This window comes from Bradyrhizobium sp. 25ACV, assembly GCF_054863005.1.
Window position 1 is genome coordinate 1 of record NZ_JAVAYO010000032.1, and the last position, 18612, is coordinate 18612.

The following is an 18612-nucleotide window of genomic DNA, read 5'->3' on the forward strand; positions in this document are numbered from 1 at the left end:
TGGAAGGTGCGGCCGATGCCGATCTCGGCGATCCGGTGCGGCGGCCGCGTCAGGATGCTCGCGCCCTCCATCAGGATATCGCCGGATGACGGCTGGTAAAGCCGGGACAGGCAGTTGAAGAGCGTGGTCTTGCCGGCGCCGTTGGGGCCGATCAAGCCGAGGATCTGGCCCTTGTGCATGTCAAAGGACACGCCGTTGAGCGCGACGATGCCGCCGAAGGCCACCGTCACATCTCGAACCGAGAGTAACGCCTCTTGATCCTTCATTTGACTCGCTTGAATCATGCACTTCCCCACACGCCGATCCACCGGCTCTTTCTTCAAACCGGGAGACCTTTAGGCTTCAGCAATCCAGCGAGCCGCCCCCCAATCGTAACTTTGGCATCGGCAACGATTCGCTCGATCAGGTGCTTGCAAGTGGGTACGTCGTGAATCAGCCCCTGCACCTGCCCGGCCCAGATCAGCCCGGCATCGAGATCCCCCGTCTCAAGCGCAACGCGCCCCTTCGCCCCTGCGACCAATGGCCGGACATCGTCGAACGCGGCGTCGGGCACGCTTGAGATCGCAACGACATTGTCGGACACGCTATTCTTGGCGACGCGCCCCGTATTCCGAAACTTTCGGAAAATGAGGTTCGTTGCCCGCTCGTCGTTCTCAACCAGAAACTGCTTCACCGCTTCGTGTATCGGAGCCTCAACCGTCGCGCAGAAGCGCGTGCCCATATTGATTCCGTCAGCTCCAAGGGCCAGCGCAGCAGCGAGGCCGCGACCATCGCCGAAGCCACCACTGGCCAGCATCGGAATGGAAATTTTGTCTGCCGCAGCGGGGATCAATACGAGGCCAGGTACGTCGTCCTCACCGGGATGCCCGGCACACTCAAAGCCGTCGATCGATACGACGTCGACTCCCATTTTCTCGGCAGATATGGCGTGCCGAACCGACGTGCATTTGTGAATGACGATGACGCCATGGGACTTGAACTCCTCCACATGCTCTTGTGGCCGGGCACCAGCCGTCTCGACCACCTTGATCCCGCTTTCGATGATGGCCTTGCGATACTCGGCGTAAGGCGGAGGTGTCACCGAGGGCAGTATCGTAAGGTTGACCCCGAAAGGCTTATCGGTCAGCGACCGGCAGCGTTCGATCTCCCGCCGCAGATCATCCGGCGTCGGCTGAGTCAAGGCCGTGATGACACCCAACCCGCCGGCGTTGGAAACTGCGCTGGCGAGCTCTGCGCGCCCGACCCACATCATGCCGCCCTGCATGACCGGGTGACGGACGCCGACAAGCTCCGTGAAGCGGGTTTGGAAGGTCATCCCAAAGCCTCGACAATCGTGACGTTGGCGATGCCTCCGCCCTCACACATCGTCTGAAGCCCGTATCGCTTGCCTCGAGCCCTCAGAGCATGGACCAGAGTCGAAAGGAGCTTGGTACCCGAGGCTCCGAGCGGATGACCGAGTGCAATCGCGCCGCCATTGACATTGAGCTTTGCGGGATCGGCCTCGATCGCCTGAAGCCAGGCCAGCGGCACCGGTGCGAAAGCCTCGTTGACCTCGTAGAGGTCAATATCGCCGATCTTCATTCCGGCCTTTGCAAGGGCCCGACGGGTTGCGTTGATCGGCTCTTCAAGCATGATGACGGGGTCGCCGGCGGTCACCGTGAGGCCAACGATGCGCGCGATCGGCTTCAGATTATAGTCCTTGAGGGCCTTTTCGCTGACGACCAGTGCAGCCGAGGCGCCGTCGCAGATTTGGCTCGCGTTGGCGGCACTGACGACGCCATTCTCCTTCAGAAGCTTGACCGATCCGATCGACTCCAGCGAAGCGTCGAATCGAATTCCTTCATCGACGATGTGCTCTCCCCCTTCGATCTTGAGCGGAACGATCTCGCTCTTGAAGGCTCCGGATTTCGTTGCCTCTGCCGCGCGCCGGTGGCTTTCGAGAGCGAACCGGTCCAAGGTCAGCCGATCAAACCCGTATTTCCTTGCGATCATCTCGGCACCCTCGAACTGGCTGAAGGATTCCACGCCGAACCGCTTCTGAATGCGGTCGCTGATCGGGCCGGTCCCAATGCCCTCCTTCTGATGCAATGAAATGTTCGAGAACATCGGCACGCGCGTCATGCTTTCCGCGCCGGCGGCTATCACCACATCCTGAGTGCCCGACATCACCGCTTGCGCAGCGAACTGCACCGCCTGCTGCGAGCTGCCGCATTGCCGATCGATCGTCACGGCCGGAACGGATTCCGGGAGCTTGGAGGCAAGCACCGCATTCCGCCCGAAGGCGAACGCCTGCTCGCCGGCCTGTGTCACGCAACCCAGGATCACGTCCTCGACGGCGGCCGGGTCGATCCCCGACCGATCGACGACCGCGTTGAGTGTTTCGGCAGCCATGTTGGCCGGATGCCAGCCGGAAAGTTTGCCGTTACGCCTGCCGCCAGCTGTCCGTACCACCTCAACGAGATAAGCTTCTGCCATAGCCTGATCCTTTCATCCGTTTGAATTGCGACGAGCGGCGAATGCCGCAACACGACGGCGCGACTCGTCCGAGCCGCCCAGCTCGGCGATGCTCCACATCTCCAACTCGAGTTGCTCCTCCAACGTGCTTTCATAGCTTTCGACCAAGAGACGGCGTGCTGCGCCGAGCGCCGCCACCGGTTCTGCCACAAGTTTCGCGGCAATTTCGGTGCCGGCAGCATGCAGCTGCTCGCCATCGACAATACGCGTAACGAGTCCTATTCGCTCCGCTTCGTCGCTCGGTACGCGTCGATTAGACAAGATGATCTCCTGTGCTCGCCTAAGGCCGACCACGCGCGGTAGCAGCCAGCTCATTCCTCCGTCAGGACTGAGGCCTAAGGCGGTATAGGCGGCGCAAAAGTGCGCTGACCGCGCCGCTAACGCAAAGTCGCCGATCATTGCGAGGCTCATGCCGGCTCCGGCTGCAGGTCCGTTCACAAGCGTAATCAGCGGTTTCCGCATATACATAAGGCGCACAATCGCCGCGTGAAGCGTTCCCGCCAAATCCTCCAGGAATGCCGACACGTTGTCGCCAGCCGCGGCGAAAGCACTGACATCACCGCCTGCGCAAAACAGCTTTCCGCGCCCCGTCAGGATGACGCATCGGATATCATCATCTTCGTCGCAACGTTCGGCGGCCTGCAGGAGAGCGCGGGCCATCGCCGGATCAATCGCGTTTCCGTGTTCCGGACGTGCCAACGTCAAGGTTGCGACTTTTTCGTCGCAAGAGAATTCGACCGGAGCACTCATGTTAGATTCTCCAACGCGCGAATAGCCAGCTTCGCCAGTTCCGGAAAGCTCTTTCCGCGCTCGATGGCCTGCGTCGACGACGCTGTCCCGCGCAGCGCGCGACCGGCTATGCCGTGCATGATCGCCGCAAGCCGAAAGAAGTTGAAAGCAACGTAGAACTGCCAGTCTGCAATCGCCTCTCGGCCGGTCGCGCGGCAGTACCTGTCGATGTATTCGGCTTCTCTCGGAATATTGAGAGCGGCCAGATCTGCTCCCGCGAGGCCAGCAACTATGTGCGGAGGCATTCGATACATGATTGCGTGGTAAGCGAAGTCGGCGAGCGGATGTCCGAGGGTCGAAAGCTCCCAGTCGAGCACGGCGATCACCCGCGGCTCGCTCGGATGAAAGATCAGATTGTCGCAACGGAAGTCGCCATGCACGATGGAGGCCTCGTCACCCGCCGGAATCCTTCCCGGAAGCTCGCTGACAAGGCGATCCATGTTGGCATCGCGCCCGGCCTGTGGATCTTCCTGATACTGGCGCGACCACCGGCTGATCTGCCGCTCAAAGTAGCTGCCCGGCTTGCCGTAGTCGCCCAGGCCGATCGAGGTCGGGTCAACCGAGTGGAGTTGCGCGATGACGTCGCACATGGCGTTGAAGTAGGAAGGTCGTTCTTCTCTGCTAACTCCGGGGAAAGTCGCGTCCCAGAAGATGCGGCCCTCCACCAGCTGCATCACATAGAATTCGCTTCCGATGACGGACGTGTCGGCGCAATAGCCGTAAATGCGTGCCACAGGAAACCCGACCTGCGACAGCGCGCGCTGGACGCGCGCCTCGCGATCGACGGCGTGCGCTCCGGCTACCAATGGGCCCGGTGGTTTGCGCCGGAGCACGTAGACGCCGCCTGCGGATTGAAGACGGTAAGTCGGGTTCGACTGACCTCCCTTGAATTTGGAGACGTTGAGCGGCCCTCGAAACCCCTCGACATTGGCCGCCATCCAGCGCACCAAGGCACCCTCGTCAAGACGATGGGCGTCAGAGGGTTCCGCCAATCCGGAGTTGGCGGTATCGTCGAGCGCGCTCACGGGTTTGCCTTCTGCCAGTCGCGCTTGATCTTTTTCGCAAGTGACCATTTGTGCACCTCGGTGGGACCGTCGTAGATGCGGAATGCACGAACCTCACGAAACACCTGCTCGACGATGGTTTCGTTGGTCACGCCCGATCCGCCCATGACCTGCACGCAACGATCGGCGACACGCATGAGCGCCTCGCTGACCGCAACCTTCGCCATGGAGCTCTCGTTTGTTCCGAGCGATCCCGTGTCCAGGACACTCGCGCACCAGGAGATCATCAACTCGGCCTGCTTGAGGTCGATCAGGTTGTCGGCCAACATGAAGCCAACTCCCTCATGATCGATGAGCGTCTTGCCGAACGCCTGCCGACGGTTGGCGTACCTCGTCGCGATCTCGTTCGCGCGAATGCAGGCGCCCAGCCAGCGCATGCAATGCGACAACCTGGCCGGCGAAAGGCGGATCTGCGCGTACTTGAAGCCCTCACCCGGGTGTCCGAGCATTTGATCGGCCGGGATGCGCAGATTCCGGATGGTCAGGACGGCGTGCCCGCCTGGCATCGAACTGTCGATCGTGTTGGGCACATGATCGATGGTGATTGCCGGATCAGGCAAATCGACGAGGAACATGCAGGCGCCCTCCTCGGCCTTTGCCATAACGATGCCGACCTTGGCTCCGCGGGCACCTGTGATGAACGCCTTGCGTCCGTTCACGACCCACTGATTGCCGTCCCGGCGACAGGTCGTGGTCATCATCGATGGGTCGGAGCCTGCTCCCCCTTCTTCGGCCGGTTCGGTCATGAAGAAGGCGGACCGAGCGCGTCCCTCGACCAGCGGCTTGAGAAAGCGTTCCTTGATCTCCGGCGAGCCAATTCTACCCAGAAGGTACATGTTGCCTTCGTCGGGAGCCGCCGTGTTGCACGCGAGCGGCCCAAGCGGCGATAGACCCGTCTTGGCCAGAACGATAGCGGTTTCGCCCTGCGAGAGGTGTGAACCATCTGCCAGGATGTGCGGCGTCAAGACGCCTGCAGCCCGCGCCAGCTCGCGCAGGTCGGTGACCAACTCGTCCTTTGGGCAATCGTGATGATCACGGCGAGGATCGCGCTCGAACGGGACAACGACGTCCCGAACGAAGCGCTCGACGCGATCCGCGATCTCTTGAGTACGCTCCGCGCCGACCCCGCTCATTTCGGTGCCATCCGGATTGCGCCGTCGAGGCGGATTGTTTCGCCGTTGAGCATCGGATTGACGACAATGGACTCGACCATTTGAGCAAATTCGGACGGCTGACCGAGCCTGCTTGGAAATGGAACCTGCTTGCCGAGCGACTTCTGCGCCTCTTCCGGAAGCGACATCAGCAGCGGCGTAAGGAAGATGCCCGGCGCGATCGTCATCACCCGAATGCCGTAACGCGCAAATTCACGAGCAAGGGGCAGCGTCATGCCGACGATTCCACCCTTTGATGCTGAATAGGCCGCTTGGCCGATCTGGCCATCGTATGCAGCCACACTGGCCGTGTTGACGATGACGCCTCGCTCCTCACCAACAGTCTCGGCCATATGAAGACGGGCGGCAAACTTCGATAGCACGTTGAAGCTACCGATCAGATTGATGTTGATGGTCCTGGCGAAGTCGCGCAGCGGCAGCGCCTTGCCGTCTCGACCGATGGCTTTGCCGGGCGGTCCGAGGCCGGCGCAGTTGACCAGGATCCGCGCCTTACCGTGCATGAGCTCTGCTGACTCGAGCGCCTGCTCGACACCGTCTTCGTCAGTCACGTCAACCTTGATGAAGTGCCCGCCGATGGACTTGGCGTGCGCCTCGCCCAGCTCTGCATTGAGGTCCAGGATGGTGACCTTCGCACCGGCGGCCGCCAGGCGCTCCGCTGCGGCGCCTCCGAGGCCAGACGCCCCGCCAGTCACAACCGCCGCCGTTCCCTTGATTTGCATGATTGTCCTTTGTCCTTTCCGATTCAGATTTCGATGGCCATTGCCGTCGCTTCGCCGCCACCAATGCAGAGGCTGGCCACACCGCGCTTGAGGCCCCGCGCCTTAAGCGCGGCCAGTAACGTGACGATGATTCGGGCGCCACTTGCGCCGATGGGATGGCCGAGGGCGGTCGCACCGCCGTTGACGTTGAGTTTCTCGGCCGGAATGTCGAGCCCGCGCGCAGCGATCATCGCCACAACGGCGAATGCTTCGTTGATCTCGTAGAGATCGACGTCCGAAGCGGACCACCCCGCCTTGGCCAGCGCCTTCTGAATTGCCGGCGCGGGAGCAGTCGTAAAGAGAGCCGGCGCCTGAGCGTGCGCCGCGTGTGCGCGGATCGTGGCGGCGATCGGAAGGCCCAGCCTATCGGCAATGCTTCGGCGGGTCATCACGAGAGCTGCGGCTCCATCAGAGATGGACGATGCGTTGGCAGGGGTGATCGTGCCGTCAGCTGCGAACGCCGGCTTCAGCAGAGATATCTTTTCGGGCTTCGCCTTTCCTGGCTGCTCGTCCGTGCCCACGACCGATCCATCTTTGGCGGCCGCCGGCATAGCGGCGATCTCGTCGGCAAATGCGCCGCTGGCGATCGCAGCCCGAGCGCGATCCAAGGACCGGAGCGCATATGCGTCTTGCGCATCGCGACCAAACTGAAATTCGCGCGCAGCATCTTCCGCGAAGGCGCCCATGGCCTTACCTGGAGTATACGCATCCTCCAGTCCATCCATCATCATCGTGTCTACGATGCGGTCGTGCCCGATGCGCGCGCCACTACGATGCTTGGGCAGGGCATATGGTGCATTCGTCATGCTTTCCATGCCACCTGCAACGATAACGTCGGCAGAGCCGACGGCGAGCGCGTCATGGGCCAAGATCGCGGCTTGCATGCCCGAACCGCACATCTTGTTGACCGTGGTCGCCTGCACGCTCAGTGGCAATCCCGCCCCCAACGCAACTTGTCGGGCGGGAGCCTGACCAAGCGCGGCCGGCAGCACGCACCCCATCACGACCTGATTGATGCGCTCCGCCTCGATGCCAGCACGCTCAACTGCCGCTTTCGTTGCCGCCGCACCGAGCTCGGTGGCCTTGAAGCGCGCGAGCGCGCCCTGAAAGGACCCGATAGGCGTGCGCGCGTAGCTCGCGATAACAACTGGGTCGGACATGGACGTGGAGACCTTCCGTTAGTTTCGAAACTAATCGTGAGCTGTCGCCTCTCGGGCGAGTTCGCGCGCGATGACCATTCGCTGGATGTCCGAGGTGCCTTCGTAGATCTGGCAGACGCGCACATCTCGATAGATCCTGGCGACGGAGAAATCTTCCAGATAGCCGTAGCCACCGAACGTCTGCAGCGCACCGGAGACCACCGCCTCGGCGGTTTCGGATGCGACGAGCTTGGCCATTGACGCTTCTTTCAGACACGGCAGGGCCGCGTCCTTCATTGCGGCCGCATGCAAAACCAGTTGATGCGCCGCCTCCAGGCGGGCGGCAAGATCCGCAAGCCGAAACCCGACGGCCTGATGCGAAAAGATTAGCGCGCCGAAGCTCTTGCGCTCGCCCGCATATCTTGCGGCCGCATCGAGCGCCGCGCGAGCCATTCCAATACATTGGGCAGCGATGCCGATGCGGCCAGCCTCCAGATTGGAGAGCGCGATCGAATAACCAGCGCCCTCCTGGCCAAGCCGCATCTCTCCTTCGACGTAAACGTCGTCGAACCGTAGAGCACACGTGTCTGACGCGGCCTGCCCTAGCTTGCTCTCGATCCTCTCGACGCTGTAACCCGGACTATCGGTGCGAACCAGAAAAGCTGTGATCCCGCGCTTGCCGGCGGAAGGATCGGTGACGGCGAACACGATCGCGAGTCCAGCCGTTCGACCGGACGAGATGAACTGCTTCGCGCCGTTGAGCTTATAACCAGACCCTGCCCGGGTCGCGCGCGTGCTCAACGCGGAAGCATCAGAACCTGCCTCTGCCTCCGTAAGAGCGAACGCGCCGATCATTCGACCGGAAATGAGCGAAGGCAGAAAGCTTGCTCGCTGTGCCGGCGTGCCGTCCTTCATGAGGCCGGATACGATCAGGCTGTTCTGGATGCTAAGGATTGTTGATAGCGCGCCGTCCGCCGCAGCAATTTCGATGAGCGAAGCTGCGTAAGAGACGTAGTCCGCGCCCGCTCCGCCCTCTTCTTCGGGTGCGAGCATTCCCATGAGACCAAGACCCGCAAGCTCCTCAAAGAGCTCCGCTGGATATCCCTTGGCCTGTTCGAACTCGCGCGCGCGAGGAGCAATTCGCTCTTGGGCGAATTTACGCACCTCGTCGCGTATTGCCGCCTGCGTTTCATTGAGGATCACGACGCGCACTCCGCCGGATTTTCGCCGCAGATCACGCCGAAGCAACCCAATGGCAGCACCAAAGCAAGCCGCAGATGGAGTGACGAAATCATTGGTTTCATTGCTTTTTGCCGATTTTATCGGCTCCTCCCGTGCGAAACGATCTGCGCTTCTGGCTGGCGCTTAAAAGTGATATTGACGTCATATTACCGATTAGCTCGTCTCGTCAAGCCGAGTTCGCCTATCGTTTGCAAACAAGACCCTAGCTGGCGTTTAGACGGACGACAGGCCGTGGCCGTCTTGGGCCGAAATTCGAGGAATAGGCTCTAATGGCCGTGAGACGCCACATGGACATCGACGGGCGTCGCACCCGATCGATACAGGATTCGATGACTCAGAAAGGCGACGATCTTGCCGATCATCCCCACCGACAGCAGCGAGAGAAGCTGCTCATGATTGTGTTTCGCTCATACCTCGTCGCGACGCAGAGCGGATAATGAGTCCCGCCTAAGGCGATACGTCAATTCGAAGCCTCAGGGCATTCTTTGACCATCCCAAACACGCCTCGATACCAGACCTTCGCGCAGTGTGTGCCTATGTGCTGGGTCTCGGCATCACTCGGATCTTTCGGCGCGAGATCAAATTTCATGTAGGCAATCTGCTCCATCGTAGAACCGAGCACCTCAGCAGCCATTTCAGGATCAAGTTCACGACTTAGTTCGCCTAATCCTTGAAGCCGCATTAGCCAGGTGGTGGTTCGTCTCACGAAGCGACTTCGTTCCGAGACGTAAAGCGACAGGAAGGTGGCTTTCTCGCCGCGAGCAGCCGCCTCGCGCATAACGCGCAACAATTTACGATGCTGTGCATAGATCTTGAGATAAGCGATGGTGTTTTCAATGAATTCCGCTTCGGTCGCTTTCAATGAGCGGCCGATCCTACGCTTGCTTGCAACGTAGATCTCGTCGATCAGTGGCCGAAGCACGGCCAGCAGAATCTCATCCTTATTCCGAAAGTGCCGATAGAAGTTGCCGTAGGATGTGCGAGCAATCTTGACGATATCCTCGACCCTGGTTGCCTCGTACCCCTTACGCGCGAAGACGCGCGCCGAGGCATCAAGGAGCCGCTGGCGCATCGCAGCGCCCTTCGCCGTGGCGGGGGCCAAGGGCTCCAACGCAGAATCACCGATGTCCAGCATTTGCGACCTTTAGCATCGGGTCCGCTTGACCGCCAGCCTACAATCAGTAATGTGACATCAATATCAGTTCTTGTCCAAGCCTGAACTGTAAGCAATTCAATGGGCGGAGAAGCAGTCGGGGGCGCGGCGGTTGCCTAGCCCTTGGGCCAAAGCCGGCGAAGCCAGCCTAGCTGGCATCTCGACCTTGGCGGGCGCAAGAACCCCGATCCGGGCCAATTCGCTCCAAATCGTAACTCCGCCTCTTGAGGGGTGGTATCCAGGGAGTGCTCATGTATCCGGGGACCCACGCGCTTACAAATCCGGACCGCCCGGCCCTCATCATGACCGCCACTGGCGAGGTCGTGACCTACGGGGACTTGGAGGATCGTTCACGGCGCATCGCGAACTGGCTGTCCGACGCAGGCCTGCGCGTCGGCGACGTGGTTGGCCTACTTTCAGACAACAGCTCTTGGGTATTCGAGATCTATTGGGCCACTCAACGATCTGGCTTGTACCTGATGCCGATAAACTACCGGCTGAGCGCCAGCGAAGTCGACTACATGCTCGAAAACTCTGGTGCTGCCGCGTTGTTCGTTGGTCGAGGCGCTGTTGAGACGGTCTCCAGGCTTGGCGCGCATCCAAAGCTGAAGCGACGGGTTTGTCTCCACGAAGAGTTGGCGGGTTACGATTCGTACAATCAAATACTGAAATCGGCTCGGACTGACGCGCCGTCGTCTCAGCCTCGTGGCGCCGATATGTTGTACTCTTCCGGTACGACCGGTCGGCCAAAGGGCGTGAAACACGCGTTGCCGCAGCGAGACGTTTCAGAAGCGGGCGACACAATGGTGCAGATGTTCTCATCGAGTTTCGGCTTCGATGAAAACACCATCTATCTGTCTCCTGCGCCTCTCTATCACGCGGCACCGCTTCGCACATGCGCCACCGTCCAGGCATTAGGCGGTACCGCACTCGTCATGGACAAGTTCGACGCCGAAGCAGCTTTGGCCGCCGTGCAGGACTACAAGGTGACCCACAGCCAGTGGGTGCCTACCATGTTTGTTCGGATGCTCAAGCTGCCTGAATCCGTCAGACATCAATACGACGTCAGCAGCCTGAAGGTCGCTATCCACTCGGCCGCACCCTGCCCCGCTGAGATCAAGCAAGAGATGATCCAATGGTGGGGTCCGATCCTGTGGGAATACTATTCCTCTACCGAAATGAACGGCATGACCGTGATTGGATCGGAGGAGTGGTTGAAGAAACCCGGTTCTGTCGGTCGCGCCGTGCTTGGAAAGATTCACATCTGTGATGAGGAAGGAAATGAGCTTCCGGCCGGTGAGACCGGAGTCATCTATTTCGAACGCGAAAAGATGCCTTTCATCTACCATGACGAGCCGGAGAAGACACAAGCCGCCCAACATCCCGCGCATCCATATTGGACCGCTGTTGGCGACATCGGACGCGTCGATGCGGATGGCAACCTCTTTTTGACCGACCGCAAGGCCTTCATGATCATCTCGGGCGGGGTTAACATCTATCCTCAAGAGATCGAGAACGTTCTGGTGGTTCATCCTTCTATCGCAGACGTGGCCGTTATCGGCATTCCCGATCCGGATATGGGTGAACAGGTAAAGGCCGTCGTTCAACTAACTCCCGGCATCGAAGATAGCGACAGCTTGGCGCAAGAAATCATCGCCTTCGTGAAGGCCCGGGTTGCGAGCTACAAGGCGCCGCGCAGCGTCGATTTCGTACCTGAAGTGCCGCGCTCACAGACGGGCAAGCTCATGAAGCAGGAGTTGCGTAAGCGATACTGGCCAGAGAAAACCGCCTGACGGCCAACGCCGCCGCGATGCATCGCTCCGCAGACTGCTCTGTATGAGGTACAGGTTGAGAAAGACCGATGTAACGTGCTCAGAGTGTGGCGCTGGGTTTCAGCGCGTCGAATTGTGGTCGCAGCCAGGGGAGAAAGGGGAATATCGCTGCCCGGGCTGTAACAGTACTTTAGAGGTTTTCGACGGCACGAAGTGTATCGGTTACCGCCTCACTATTGAACCGTGTATTAGACCAGTGCGCGATTGAGACCGCATCATTTTTCGGCCTCTTTGCCACAAAGTGTCATCTATTGAGCCTTTTGCAGACATGAGCATTTGGCCAAATGTCCGGTCCCGTCGATGTCGTGGCGAGACGCCTAGTGGGACGCTCTCGTCCATCTCAGCATTTTCGGCGACCGACTTTGCCCTTTGCAGGATGAGGTCTCGCTTTTGCCAATTCGTCGCGTCGAAGGCACAATTCTTCGATCTTCGCCAGCATTGTCTTTACAGCAGCCTCTGCCGAGTCGACGTGTATCCCAGCGCGCTGAAGACGGGCGATTTCCCTGCGATGTCGCCCAACCTGAAGACGCATGCGGTCTATCTCGTGACGGATCAATTCAAGAGTTGGCACGATGCTTATTCTACTGCTGAGAACCGGAATCGAAACGGAACCCCAATGTGGCGGCTGTTTCACAGGCCGTCTCGGGAGCTAGGCCGCTACGCCGCGGCATCATGCCCAAGCCGGGCGTTCAGCTTGCGGATCAGCTCCTCGGCCGCGTCTGCAATCACGGTGCCCGGCGGGAAGATCGCCTCGGCGCCGGCCGCGTAGAGCGCGTCGTAATCCTGCGGCGGCACCACGCCACCGACGATGATCATGATGTCGTCGCGGGCCTGCTTCTTCAGCGTGGCCTTCAATTCCGGCACGGCGGTGAGATGCGCCGCGGCGAGCGAGGAGACGCCGAGGATGTGGACGTCGTTCTCGACCGCCTGCCGCGCCGCCTCGTCCGCGGTCGCAAACAGCGGCCCGATGTCGACGTCGAAGCCGATATCGGCAAAGGCCGATGCGATCACCTTCTGGCCGCGATCGTGGCCGTCCTGGCCGATCTTTGCGACCAGGATGCGCGGACGGCGGCCTTCCGCCTCCTCGAAGGCGTCGATCAGCGCCTGAACCTTCTCGACCTGGTTGCCCATGCTGGACGCCTCCCGCTTGTAGACGCCGGTGATGGATCTGATCTCGGCGCGGTGGCGGCCGAACACCTTTTCCATCGCGTCCGAGATTTCGCCGACGGTCGCTTTCGCCCGCGCCGCGTCGATGGCGAGCGCGAGCAAATTGCCATTGCCTTCGCCGGCCGAACGCGTCAGCGCCGCGAGCGCAGCATCGACGTCCTTCTGGTTGCGCTCGGATTTCAGCCGCGTCAGCTTGTCGATCTGGAGGCGCCGGACATTGGTGTTGTCGACCTTCAGGATCTCGATGCTGTCCTCGTCGGTCGGCTTATACTTGTTGACGCCGATCACCGCCTGCTTGCCGGCATCGATGCGTGCCTGGGTCTTGGCAGAGGCCTCCTCGATGCGCAGTTTTGGTACGCCGGCTTCGATGGCTTTCGCCATGCCGCCGAGCTCCTCGACCTCCTGGATATGGCCCCAGGCTTTCGCGGCCAGGTCGCGCGTGAGCCGCTCGACATAGTAAGAGCCGCCCCAGGGATCGATGATGCGGGGGGTGCCGCTCTCCTGCTGCAGGAACAGCTGGGTGTTGCGCGCGATGCGCGCCGAGAAATCGGTCGGGAGCGCCAAGGCCTCGTCGAGCGCGTTGGTGTGCAGCGACTGGGTGTGGCCTTGCGTCGCCGCCATCGCCTCCACCGTCGTACGCATCACATTGTTGAACACGTCCTGCGCGGTCAGCGACCAGCCCGAGGTCTGGCAATGCGTGCGCAGCGACAGCGAGCGCGAGTCCTTCGGGTTAAAGGGCTTCAGCAGCTTCGCCCAGAGCAGGCGCGCGGCGCGCATCTTGGCGACTTCCATGAAGAAGTTCATGCCGATCGCCCAGAAGAACGACAGGCGCGGCGCGAAGCGGTCGACGTCGAGACCGGCTGCAAGCCCGGCGCGCAGATATTCGACGCCGTCTGCGAGCGTATAGGCGAGCTCGAGGTCCTGCGTCGCGCCGGCTTCCTGCATGTGATAGCCGGAGATCGAGATCGAATTGTATTTCGGCATCCTCGTGGAGGTGTAGGCGAAGATGTCCGAGATGATCCGCATCGAGGGCGCGGGCGGATAGATATAGGTGTTGCGCACCATGAACTCTTTCAGAATGTCGTTCTGAATGGTGCCCGACAGCTTCTCCGGCGCCACACCCTGTTCGCCCGCGGCCGCGACATAGAGCGCGAGGATCGGCAGCACCGCGCCGTTCATGGTCATGGACACGCTCATCTGGTCGAGCGGGATGCCCGCAAATAGCGTGCGCATGTCGTAGATGGAATCGATGGCGACACCGGCCATGCCGACGTCGCCACCGACGCGCGGATGATCTGAGTCATAGCCGCGATGGGTGGCAAGATCGAAGGCGACCGAGAGGCCCTTCTGTCCGGCCGCGAGATTGCGGCGGTAGAACGCGTTGGAATCCTCAGCCGTGGAGAAGCCGGCATATTGCCTGACGGTCCAGGGCTGGTTGACATACATCGTCGGGTAGGGGCCGCGCAGGAACGGCGCGATGCCCGGATAGGTCTCGAGGAAATCGAGCCCGGCGAGATCGGCCTCGCCATAGGCGGGTTTCACCAGGATCCCCTCGGGCGTCAGCCACGGCGCGGCGCTTCCGCCTGGCGCGGCGGTGGCGGCGCACTCAAAGGCGACGTCAGCGAAATCGGGAATGCAGCTCATGATTCCAACCAGACAAAGTGAGCACGGGATTGTTAAACATGGTCAATTTGGCGCGAGCCATCGGTAGATGTCCTGCAATGTCGCAAGCGCATCGCAACCGGCGAAGACGAAGCCCGTGACGCCAGCCGCACGAAGCGCCGGCTCGGCATCGGTCGGACGACCTGCCAGATAGACCCGCGCATCGGCCAATTGCAGGACCTTGGCGGATGTTTCCGCGAGGTCCGCATAGGCCTTATCGCTGGAACAAAGGCAGGCAAGCGCGGCGCCGGAGGCCTTGAAGGCGGCAGCGAGCTGGGTGGGATCGGCAAAACCCTCGGTGTCGATGGCCTGGATGCCGCCGGCCTCAAACAAGCTTTTTGCGAATGTCGCACGTGCGGTGAAGTCGGCGGGCGTGCCGAGATTGGCCAGGAACACGCTGGGCCGCGTGCCGCGCGCTTTCAACGCCGCATCGGATTTGTCGCGCAGCGCTTCGAAGGGTTGGGCAAGCCGGATCGGCGTGAGCGCGTCGAACTTGTATTTTGCCTCGCCATAAGGCGCGACCGCGATCGGGGTCGCGTTGAGCACCGCCGTTTCCCTCTCATGCAGGTTCGGAAACTCGCTCGCGCCGGTCAGCACGTCGCGGCGCTTTGCGATGTTGGCGTCGCGTGCCTTTCGTGCCGCTGCGACCTTGCTCTGGAACAGGCCCTGCTGAAGCGCCGCGAAGGCACCGCCGGCCGTTTCGCTCTCCTGGAACAGGGCCCAGGCGGCTTCACAGAGCTGCGCCGTAAGAGTCTCGATGCCACCGGAACCGGCCGCGGGATCGCTGACCTTGGCGAGGTTGCTTTCTTCGAGCAGCAGGAGCTGCGTGTTGCGCGCCACGCGCCGCGCGAACGGATCGGGCAGCCCAAGCGCGAGCGTATGCGGCAGCACGGTGATGGCGTCGGCGCCGGCAAGTCCGGCCGCGAATGTCGCGATGGTCGCGCGCAGCATGTTCACGTAGGGGTCACGCTGCGTCAGCATGCGCCAGGCCGTATCGGCGGCGATGAACAGCGGTTTCGGCGTCAAACCGCACGCCGTCTCGACGCGTGCCCAGAGCAGCCGCAGCGCGCGGAATTTTGCCATGGTCAGGAATTGGTCGGCATCCGCGGAAAGCCGCGCATAGACCATGCCCTGCGCCTGCTCCAGCGGAACGCCGGCACCTTCGATCGCGCGCAGATAGGAGATGCCGCAGGCGAGCACGAAAGCAAGCTCCTGCGCCTCGGAGCCACCGGCATCGTGGATCACGCGTCCATCGGCGGAAGCAAACGGCCCCTTGAAACCCAGCCCGGCGAGGCCCTTGATGCCACCGGTAACGGTGGGAACGATCTCTTCCCAGCTGTAGGGGCTGTTTCCCCACACGGCGCAGGCGGCCAGCGGATCGAGCCCGAAGCGGATGTTGCAGGCCGCGGGATCGATGCCGTTGCTCTTCACATATTCCGCGATGTGGATCGCAGCCATCCGCGATTGCGGGCCGACCTGAAGCTCGATTCCGATGCCGGCATCGAGGTGAATATCCTTCAACACTTTCGCGACCGCATCGGCCGTCGGTTCCAGGCCGAAGCCATGGCTGCCATTGCCGCCGGCGAACACCAGCGCGAGGCCCGTCGCTCCGTTCTCAAGGTCCTGCAAGGCCTGCGCGTTCGCAGCAACCGCATCGGGATGATCGATCCGCTGCATGATCTGCCATGGCGCGGCCGCCGGCCGTCCCACCACAGGCGCAACGCCCCTGGCGCGCGGATAGAGCGGCTCGATCCTCAGACCGTCATAGGTCTTGCCGACCAGCTTCTCGAACGGCGCGCCCTTCAGCACACCGTCGACCAGCTTGCGCCAGTCCGCGTCCGTCGCCTTGGGAAAATCGGCCGCCAGCGGCACATCATCCCCCGTCACGGTTTGAACCTCCTTGCACATCGGCGAAAAATTGCGGATCGCGTCCGCACGGCAACGACTACCGCGACAACGACTTATCGATCGTCCTTCCAGGAGCCCACGATTGCCGCAAGCGACAGTTCTTCTGGCTCACGAGCCAATGAGGGAGTCCTTGAGAACCGCGGGGCAGGAGCAGGCTGGAGGACACCGTGGCGGGTAAGGAACACTTGTCGGGAAACCATGTGCTCGTGTCGCGATGCCTCTGTCATCGTCAAGACCGGGGCGAAACACACGTCAGTGCCTTCCATGATCTTGCACCATTCTTCGCGAGTTTTGGTCTTGAAAACTGCTGCAAGTTTTTGCTTCAGCCCTGGCCAAGCTGCAGGGTCCATTTGAGCATCGAACTCTGGATCATGCAGGCCCGCATGCCGCCGCAGGATCACGTAGAATTGCGGCTCTATGGATCCAATCGAGACGAAGTTGCCGCACGCGCATTCGAAAACGCCGTAGAAGTGCGCGCCTCCGTCCAGCAAGTTTTGCTCGCGGCCTTCAATCCAATTCCCCGTAGCTCTCATATCGAAGAACATGGTCATCAATGAGGCTGCTCCGTCACACATTGCAGCATCAACGACTTGTCCCTTGCCTGACTTCTTCGCTTCAATCACGGCGGCAAGGACGCCAACGACGAGGTAGAGCGCACCTCCGCCGAAGTCACCGACCAGATTGAGTGGGGGGATCGGCCTTTCCCGCGGACCGATCGCGGCGAGCGCCCCTGTGATCGAGATGTAGTTGATATCGTGACCAGCGGCGTTGGCCAGAGGTCCATGCTGGCCCCAACCGGTCATCCGTCCGTACACAAGTCGAGGATTTCGGCTAAGAATTACATCAGGACCGAGCCCTACGCGTTCCATCACGCCCGGACGGAAACCTTCGATGAGAACGTCGGCTGTGCTGAGAAGCTCGATTACCTCGCCCCTGCTCTTGTCGTCCTTCAGATCGACATGGGCCCACTTGCGACCACGTGATGCAACTCCCTTCAGGTTCCGGGCGGCACCGACACGGTCAAGAGTCACAACCTCCGCACCCATGTCCGCCAGCATCATGCAAGCGAAAGGGCCGGGACCGATGCCGGCGAATTCTACGACGCGAACGCCGGCAAGTGGGCCGTTCATCTGCGAGCCCGAAACAGCTACCATGTTGCATCTCCCATCAAGCTCTTCTTGTTCGGCGGCTACTCGCGCAGTGAATAGACTATTCGAACTCCAAAATCAGCGCGTCCACCGCGAGCGTCGCGCCGGCGCTGGCGTGGATCTTCTTCACGGTGCCGTCCTGCTCGGCGCGGAGCACGTTCTGCATCTTCATAGCCTCGACGACCGCGAGCGTCTCGCCGGCCTTGACCTCCTGGCCTTCGGTCACAGCGATCGAGACGATGAGCCCGGGCATCGGGCACAGCAGCTTCTTGCCGGTGTCGGAGGCCGTCGTCACCGGCATCAGCTTCGCCGACGCCGCTTCCGCTTCGGTCCAGACATAGACCGGCACCTCGACGCCCTGATGCGCCAGACGAATGCCGTTGGCGATCGGGCGCGCCTGCACCGCGACGAACTGGCCGTCGATGGTGCCTTGCCAGACCGGATCGCCCGGCTTCCACGGCGATTGCAACAGATGCGCATTGCCGGCCTTGCCCTCGGCGTCGATGAAGCGCACCGCGATCGCCTCGCTTTCGCGTCCGACCTCGAGCTGGATCTCCTGGCGGTCGAGCCAGACCGCGCGGCGCCGCTCGCGCTGCACGACGCGGCCGCCCATCTGCCCCGAGATCTGCCGCTTGCGCTCACCCAGAACGTGATCGATGGCGGCGCCGACCGCGGCGATGCGCCGGGCGACCTCGCCTTCGGGCACGCGCACCGCAAAGCCCTTGGGGAATTCCTCGGCGATGAAGCCGGTCGAGAGCCGCCCCTCGCGCCAGCGCGGATGATGCATCAGCGCCGACAGGAACGGGATGTTGTGCCTGATGCCGTCGACATAGAACGAATCCAGCGCGGTCGCCTGCGCCTCGATCGCGGCCGCGCGCGAGGGCGCATGCGTGACGAGTTTGGCGATCATCGGATCGTAATGGATCGAGATCTCGCCGCCCTCCTGGACGCCGGTATCGTTGCGGATGGTGATGCCGTCCTTGCTGGCTTCCGCCGGCGGGCGATACTTCACGAGCCGCCCGATCGAGGGCAGGAAGTTGCGGAACGGGTCTTCGGCGTAGAGG

The 18612-nt window shown here is 61.6% G+C and carries 15 protein-coding genes; 1 reads left to right on the forward strand and 14 read right to left on the reverse strand.

What is annotated here, in order from left to right; translation table 11 throughout:
• From RAD04_RS38300 to RAD04_RS38345, 10 genes are all read right to left on the reverse strand, one after another.
• Nucleotides 1-284, reverse strand: a 284-nt coding sequence (locus RAD04_RS38300) for an ATP-binding cassette domain-containing protein (protein ID WP_461627916.1), incomplete at its 3' end; no start/stop codon positions are given.
• A 35-nt stretch (nucleotides 285-319) separates the two neighbouring features.
• A complete protein-coding gene (locus RAD04_RS38305) occupies nucleotides 320-1315 on the reverse strand; it encodes an NAD(P)H-dependent flavin oxidoreductase (RefSeq protein ID WP_461627917.1) in 996 nt (331 codons plus the stop codon).
• Entirely contained in the window at nucleotides 1312-2475 is a 1164-nt protein-coding gene (locus RAD04_RS38310; RefSeq protein WP_270162950.1) for an acetyl-CoA C-acetyltransferase, read from the reverse strand. Before RAD04_RS38310 ends, RAD04_RS38305 begins: the two co-directional genes overlap by 4 nt.
• Nucleotides 2476-2487: 12 nt before the next feature.
• Entirely contained in the window at nucleotides 2488-3264 is a 777-nt protein-coding gene (locus RAD04_RS38315; protein ID WP_461627918.1) for an enoyl-CoA hydratase/isomerase family protein, read from the reverse strand.
• Complete coding sequence (locus RAD04_RS38320; RefSeq protein ID WP_461627919.1) at nucleotides 3261-4328, reverse strand: phosphotransferase; 1068 nt, start codon at nucleotides 4326-4328, stop codon at nucleotides 3261-3263. Before RAD04_RS38320 ends, RAD04_RS38315 begins: the two co-directional genes overlap by 4 nt.
• On the reverse strand, nucleotides 4325-5500 hold the full coding sequence (locus RAD04_RS38325; protein WP_375849398.1) for an acyl-CoA dehydrogenase family protein: 1176 nt from the start codon (nucleotides 5498-5500) through the stop codon (nucleotides 4325-4327). Before RAD04_RS38325 ends, RAD04_RS38320 begins: the two co-directional genes overlap by 4 nt.
• Entirely contained in the window at nucleotides 5497-6258 is a 762-nt protein-coding gene (locus RAD04_RS38330) for an SDR family NAD(P)-dependent oxidoreductase (RefSeq protein WP_270162955.1), read from the reverse strand. Before RAD04_RS38330 ends, RAD04_RS38325 begins: the two co-directional genes overlap by 4 nt.
• Nucleotides 6259-6281: 23 nt before the next feature.
• Entirely contained in the window at nucleotides 6282-7457 is a 1176-nt protein-coding gene (locus tag RAD04_RS38335; protein ID WP_461627920.1) for a thiolase family protein, read from the reverse strand.
• A 30-nt stretch (nucleotides 7458-7487) separates the two neighbouring features.
• Nucleotides 7488-8639, reverse strand: a complete 1152-nt coding sequence (locus tag RAD04_RS38340; protein ID WP_461627921.1) for an acyl-CoA dehydrogenase family protein — start codon at nucleotides 8637-8639, stop codon at nucleotides 7488-7490.
• Nucleotides 8640-9138: 499 nt separating this feature from the next.
• Nucleotides 9139-9813: a TetR/AcrR family transcriptional regulator gene (locus RAD04_RS38345; RefSeq protein ID WP_461627922.1), complete on the reverse strand. Its 675-nt coding sequence runs from the start codon at nucleotides 9811-9813 to the stop codon at nucleotides 9139-9141.
• A gap of 269 nt (nucleotides 9814-10082) precedes the next feature.
• Between RAD04_RS38345 and RAD04_RS38350 the strand changes: the two genes are divergently transcribed.
• On the forward strand, nucleotides 10083-11624 hold the full coding sequence (locus RAD04_RS38350; protein WP_270162960.1) for an acyl-CoA synthetase: 1542 nt from the start codon (nucleotides 10083-10085) through the stop codon (nucleotides 11622-11624).
• A 696-nt stretch (nucleotides 11625-12320) separates the two neighbouring features.
• Here RAD04_RS38350 and scpA read toward each other — a convergent pair.
• The 4 genes from scpA to RAD04_RS38370 form a co-directional block, all read right to left on the reverse strand.
• A complete protein-coding gene (gene scpA, locus RAD04_RS38355) occupies nucleotides 12321-14474 on the reverse strand; it encodes a methylmalonyl-CoA mutase (protein WP_461627923.1) in 2154 nt (717 codons plus the stop codon).
• Nucleotides 14475-14516: 42 nt separating this feature from the next.
• Nucleotides 14517-16400: a methylmalonyl-CoA mutase subunit beta gene (locus RAD04_RS38360; RefSeq protein ID WP_461627924.1), complete on the reverse strand. Its 1884-nt coding sequence runs from the start codon at nucleotides 16398-16400 to the stop codon at nucleotides 14517-14519.
• A gap of 53 nt (nucleotides 16401-16453) precedes the next feature.
• Nucleotides 16454-17554: a CaiB/BaiF CoA transferase family protein gene (locus tag RAD04_RS38365; protein ID WP_375849408.1), complete on the reverse strand. Its 1101-nt coding sequence runs from the start codon at nucleotides 17552-17554 to the stop codon at nucleotides 16454-16456.
• 55 nt (nucleotides 17555-17609) lie between these two features.
• Nucleotides 17610-18612: biotin/lipoyl-containing protein (locus RAD04_RS38370; protein ID WP_461627925.1), on the reverse strand; the 1003-nt coding region annotated here is incomplete at its 5' end.

Excerpts from the sequence above, each read along its gene's own strand:
- RAD04_RS38305 (WP_461627917.1), bottom strand. The coding sequence starts at position 1,315 with ATGACCTTCCAAACCCGCTTCACGGAGCTTGTCGGCGTCCGTCACCCG.
- RAD04_RS38310 (WP_270162950.1), bottom strand. The coding sequence starts at position 2,475 with ATGGCAGAAGCTTATCTCGTTGAGGTGGTACGGACAGCTGGCGGCAGG.
- RAD04_RS38315 (WP_461627918.1), bottom strand. The coding sequence starts at position 3,264 with ATGAGTGCTCCGGTCGAATTCTCTTGCGACGAAAAAGTCGCAACCTTG.
- RAD04_RS38325 (WP_375849398.1), bottom strand. The coding sequence starts at position 5,500 with ATGAGCGGGGTCGGCGCGGAGCGTACTCAAGAGATCGCGGATCGCGTC.
- RAD04_RS38330 (WP_270162955.1), bottom strand. The coding sequence starts at position 6,258 with ATGCAAATCAAGGGAACGGCGGCGGTTGTGACTGGCGGGGCGTCTGGC.
- RAD04_RS38335 (WP_461627920.1), bottom strand. The coding sequence starts at position 7,457 with ATGTCCGACCCAGTTGTTATCGCGAGCTACGCGCGCACGCCTATCGGG.
- RAD04_RS38345 (WP_461627922.1), bottom strand. The coding sequence starts at position 9,813 with ATGCTGGACATCGGTGATTCTGCGTTGGAGCCCTTGGCCCCCGCCACG.
- RAD04_RS38350 (WP_270162960.1), top strand. The coding sequence starts at position 10,083 with ATGTATCCGGGGACCCACGCGCTTACAAATCCGGACCGCCCGGCCCTC.
- scpA (WP_461627923.1), bottom strand. The coding sequence starts at position 14,474 with ATGAGCTGCATTCCCGATTTCGCTGACGTCGCCTTTGAGTGCGCCGCC.
- RAD04_RS38360 (WP_461627924.1), bottom strand. The coding sequence starts at position 16,400 with ATGTGCAAGGAGGTTCAAACCGTGACGGGGGATGATGTGCCGCTGGCG.
- RAD04_RS38365 (WP_375849408.1), bottom strand. The coding sequence starts at position 17,554 with ATGGTAGCTGTTTCGGGCTCGCAGATGAACGGCCCACTTGCCGGCGTT.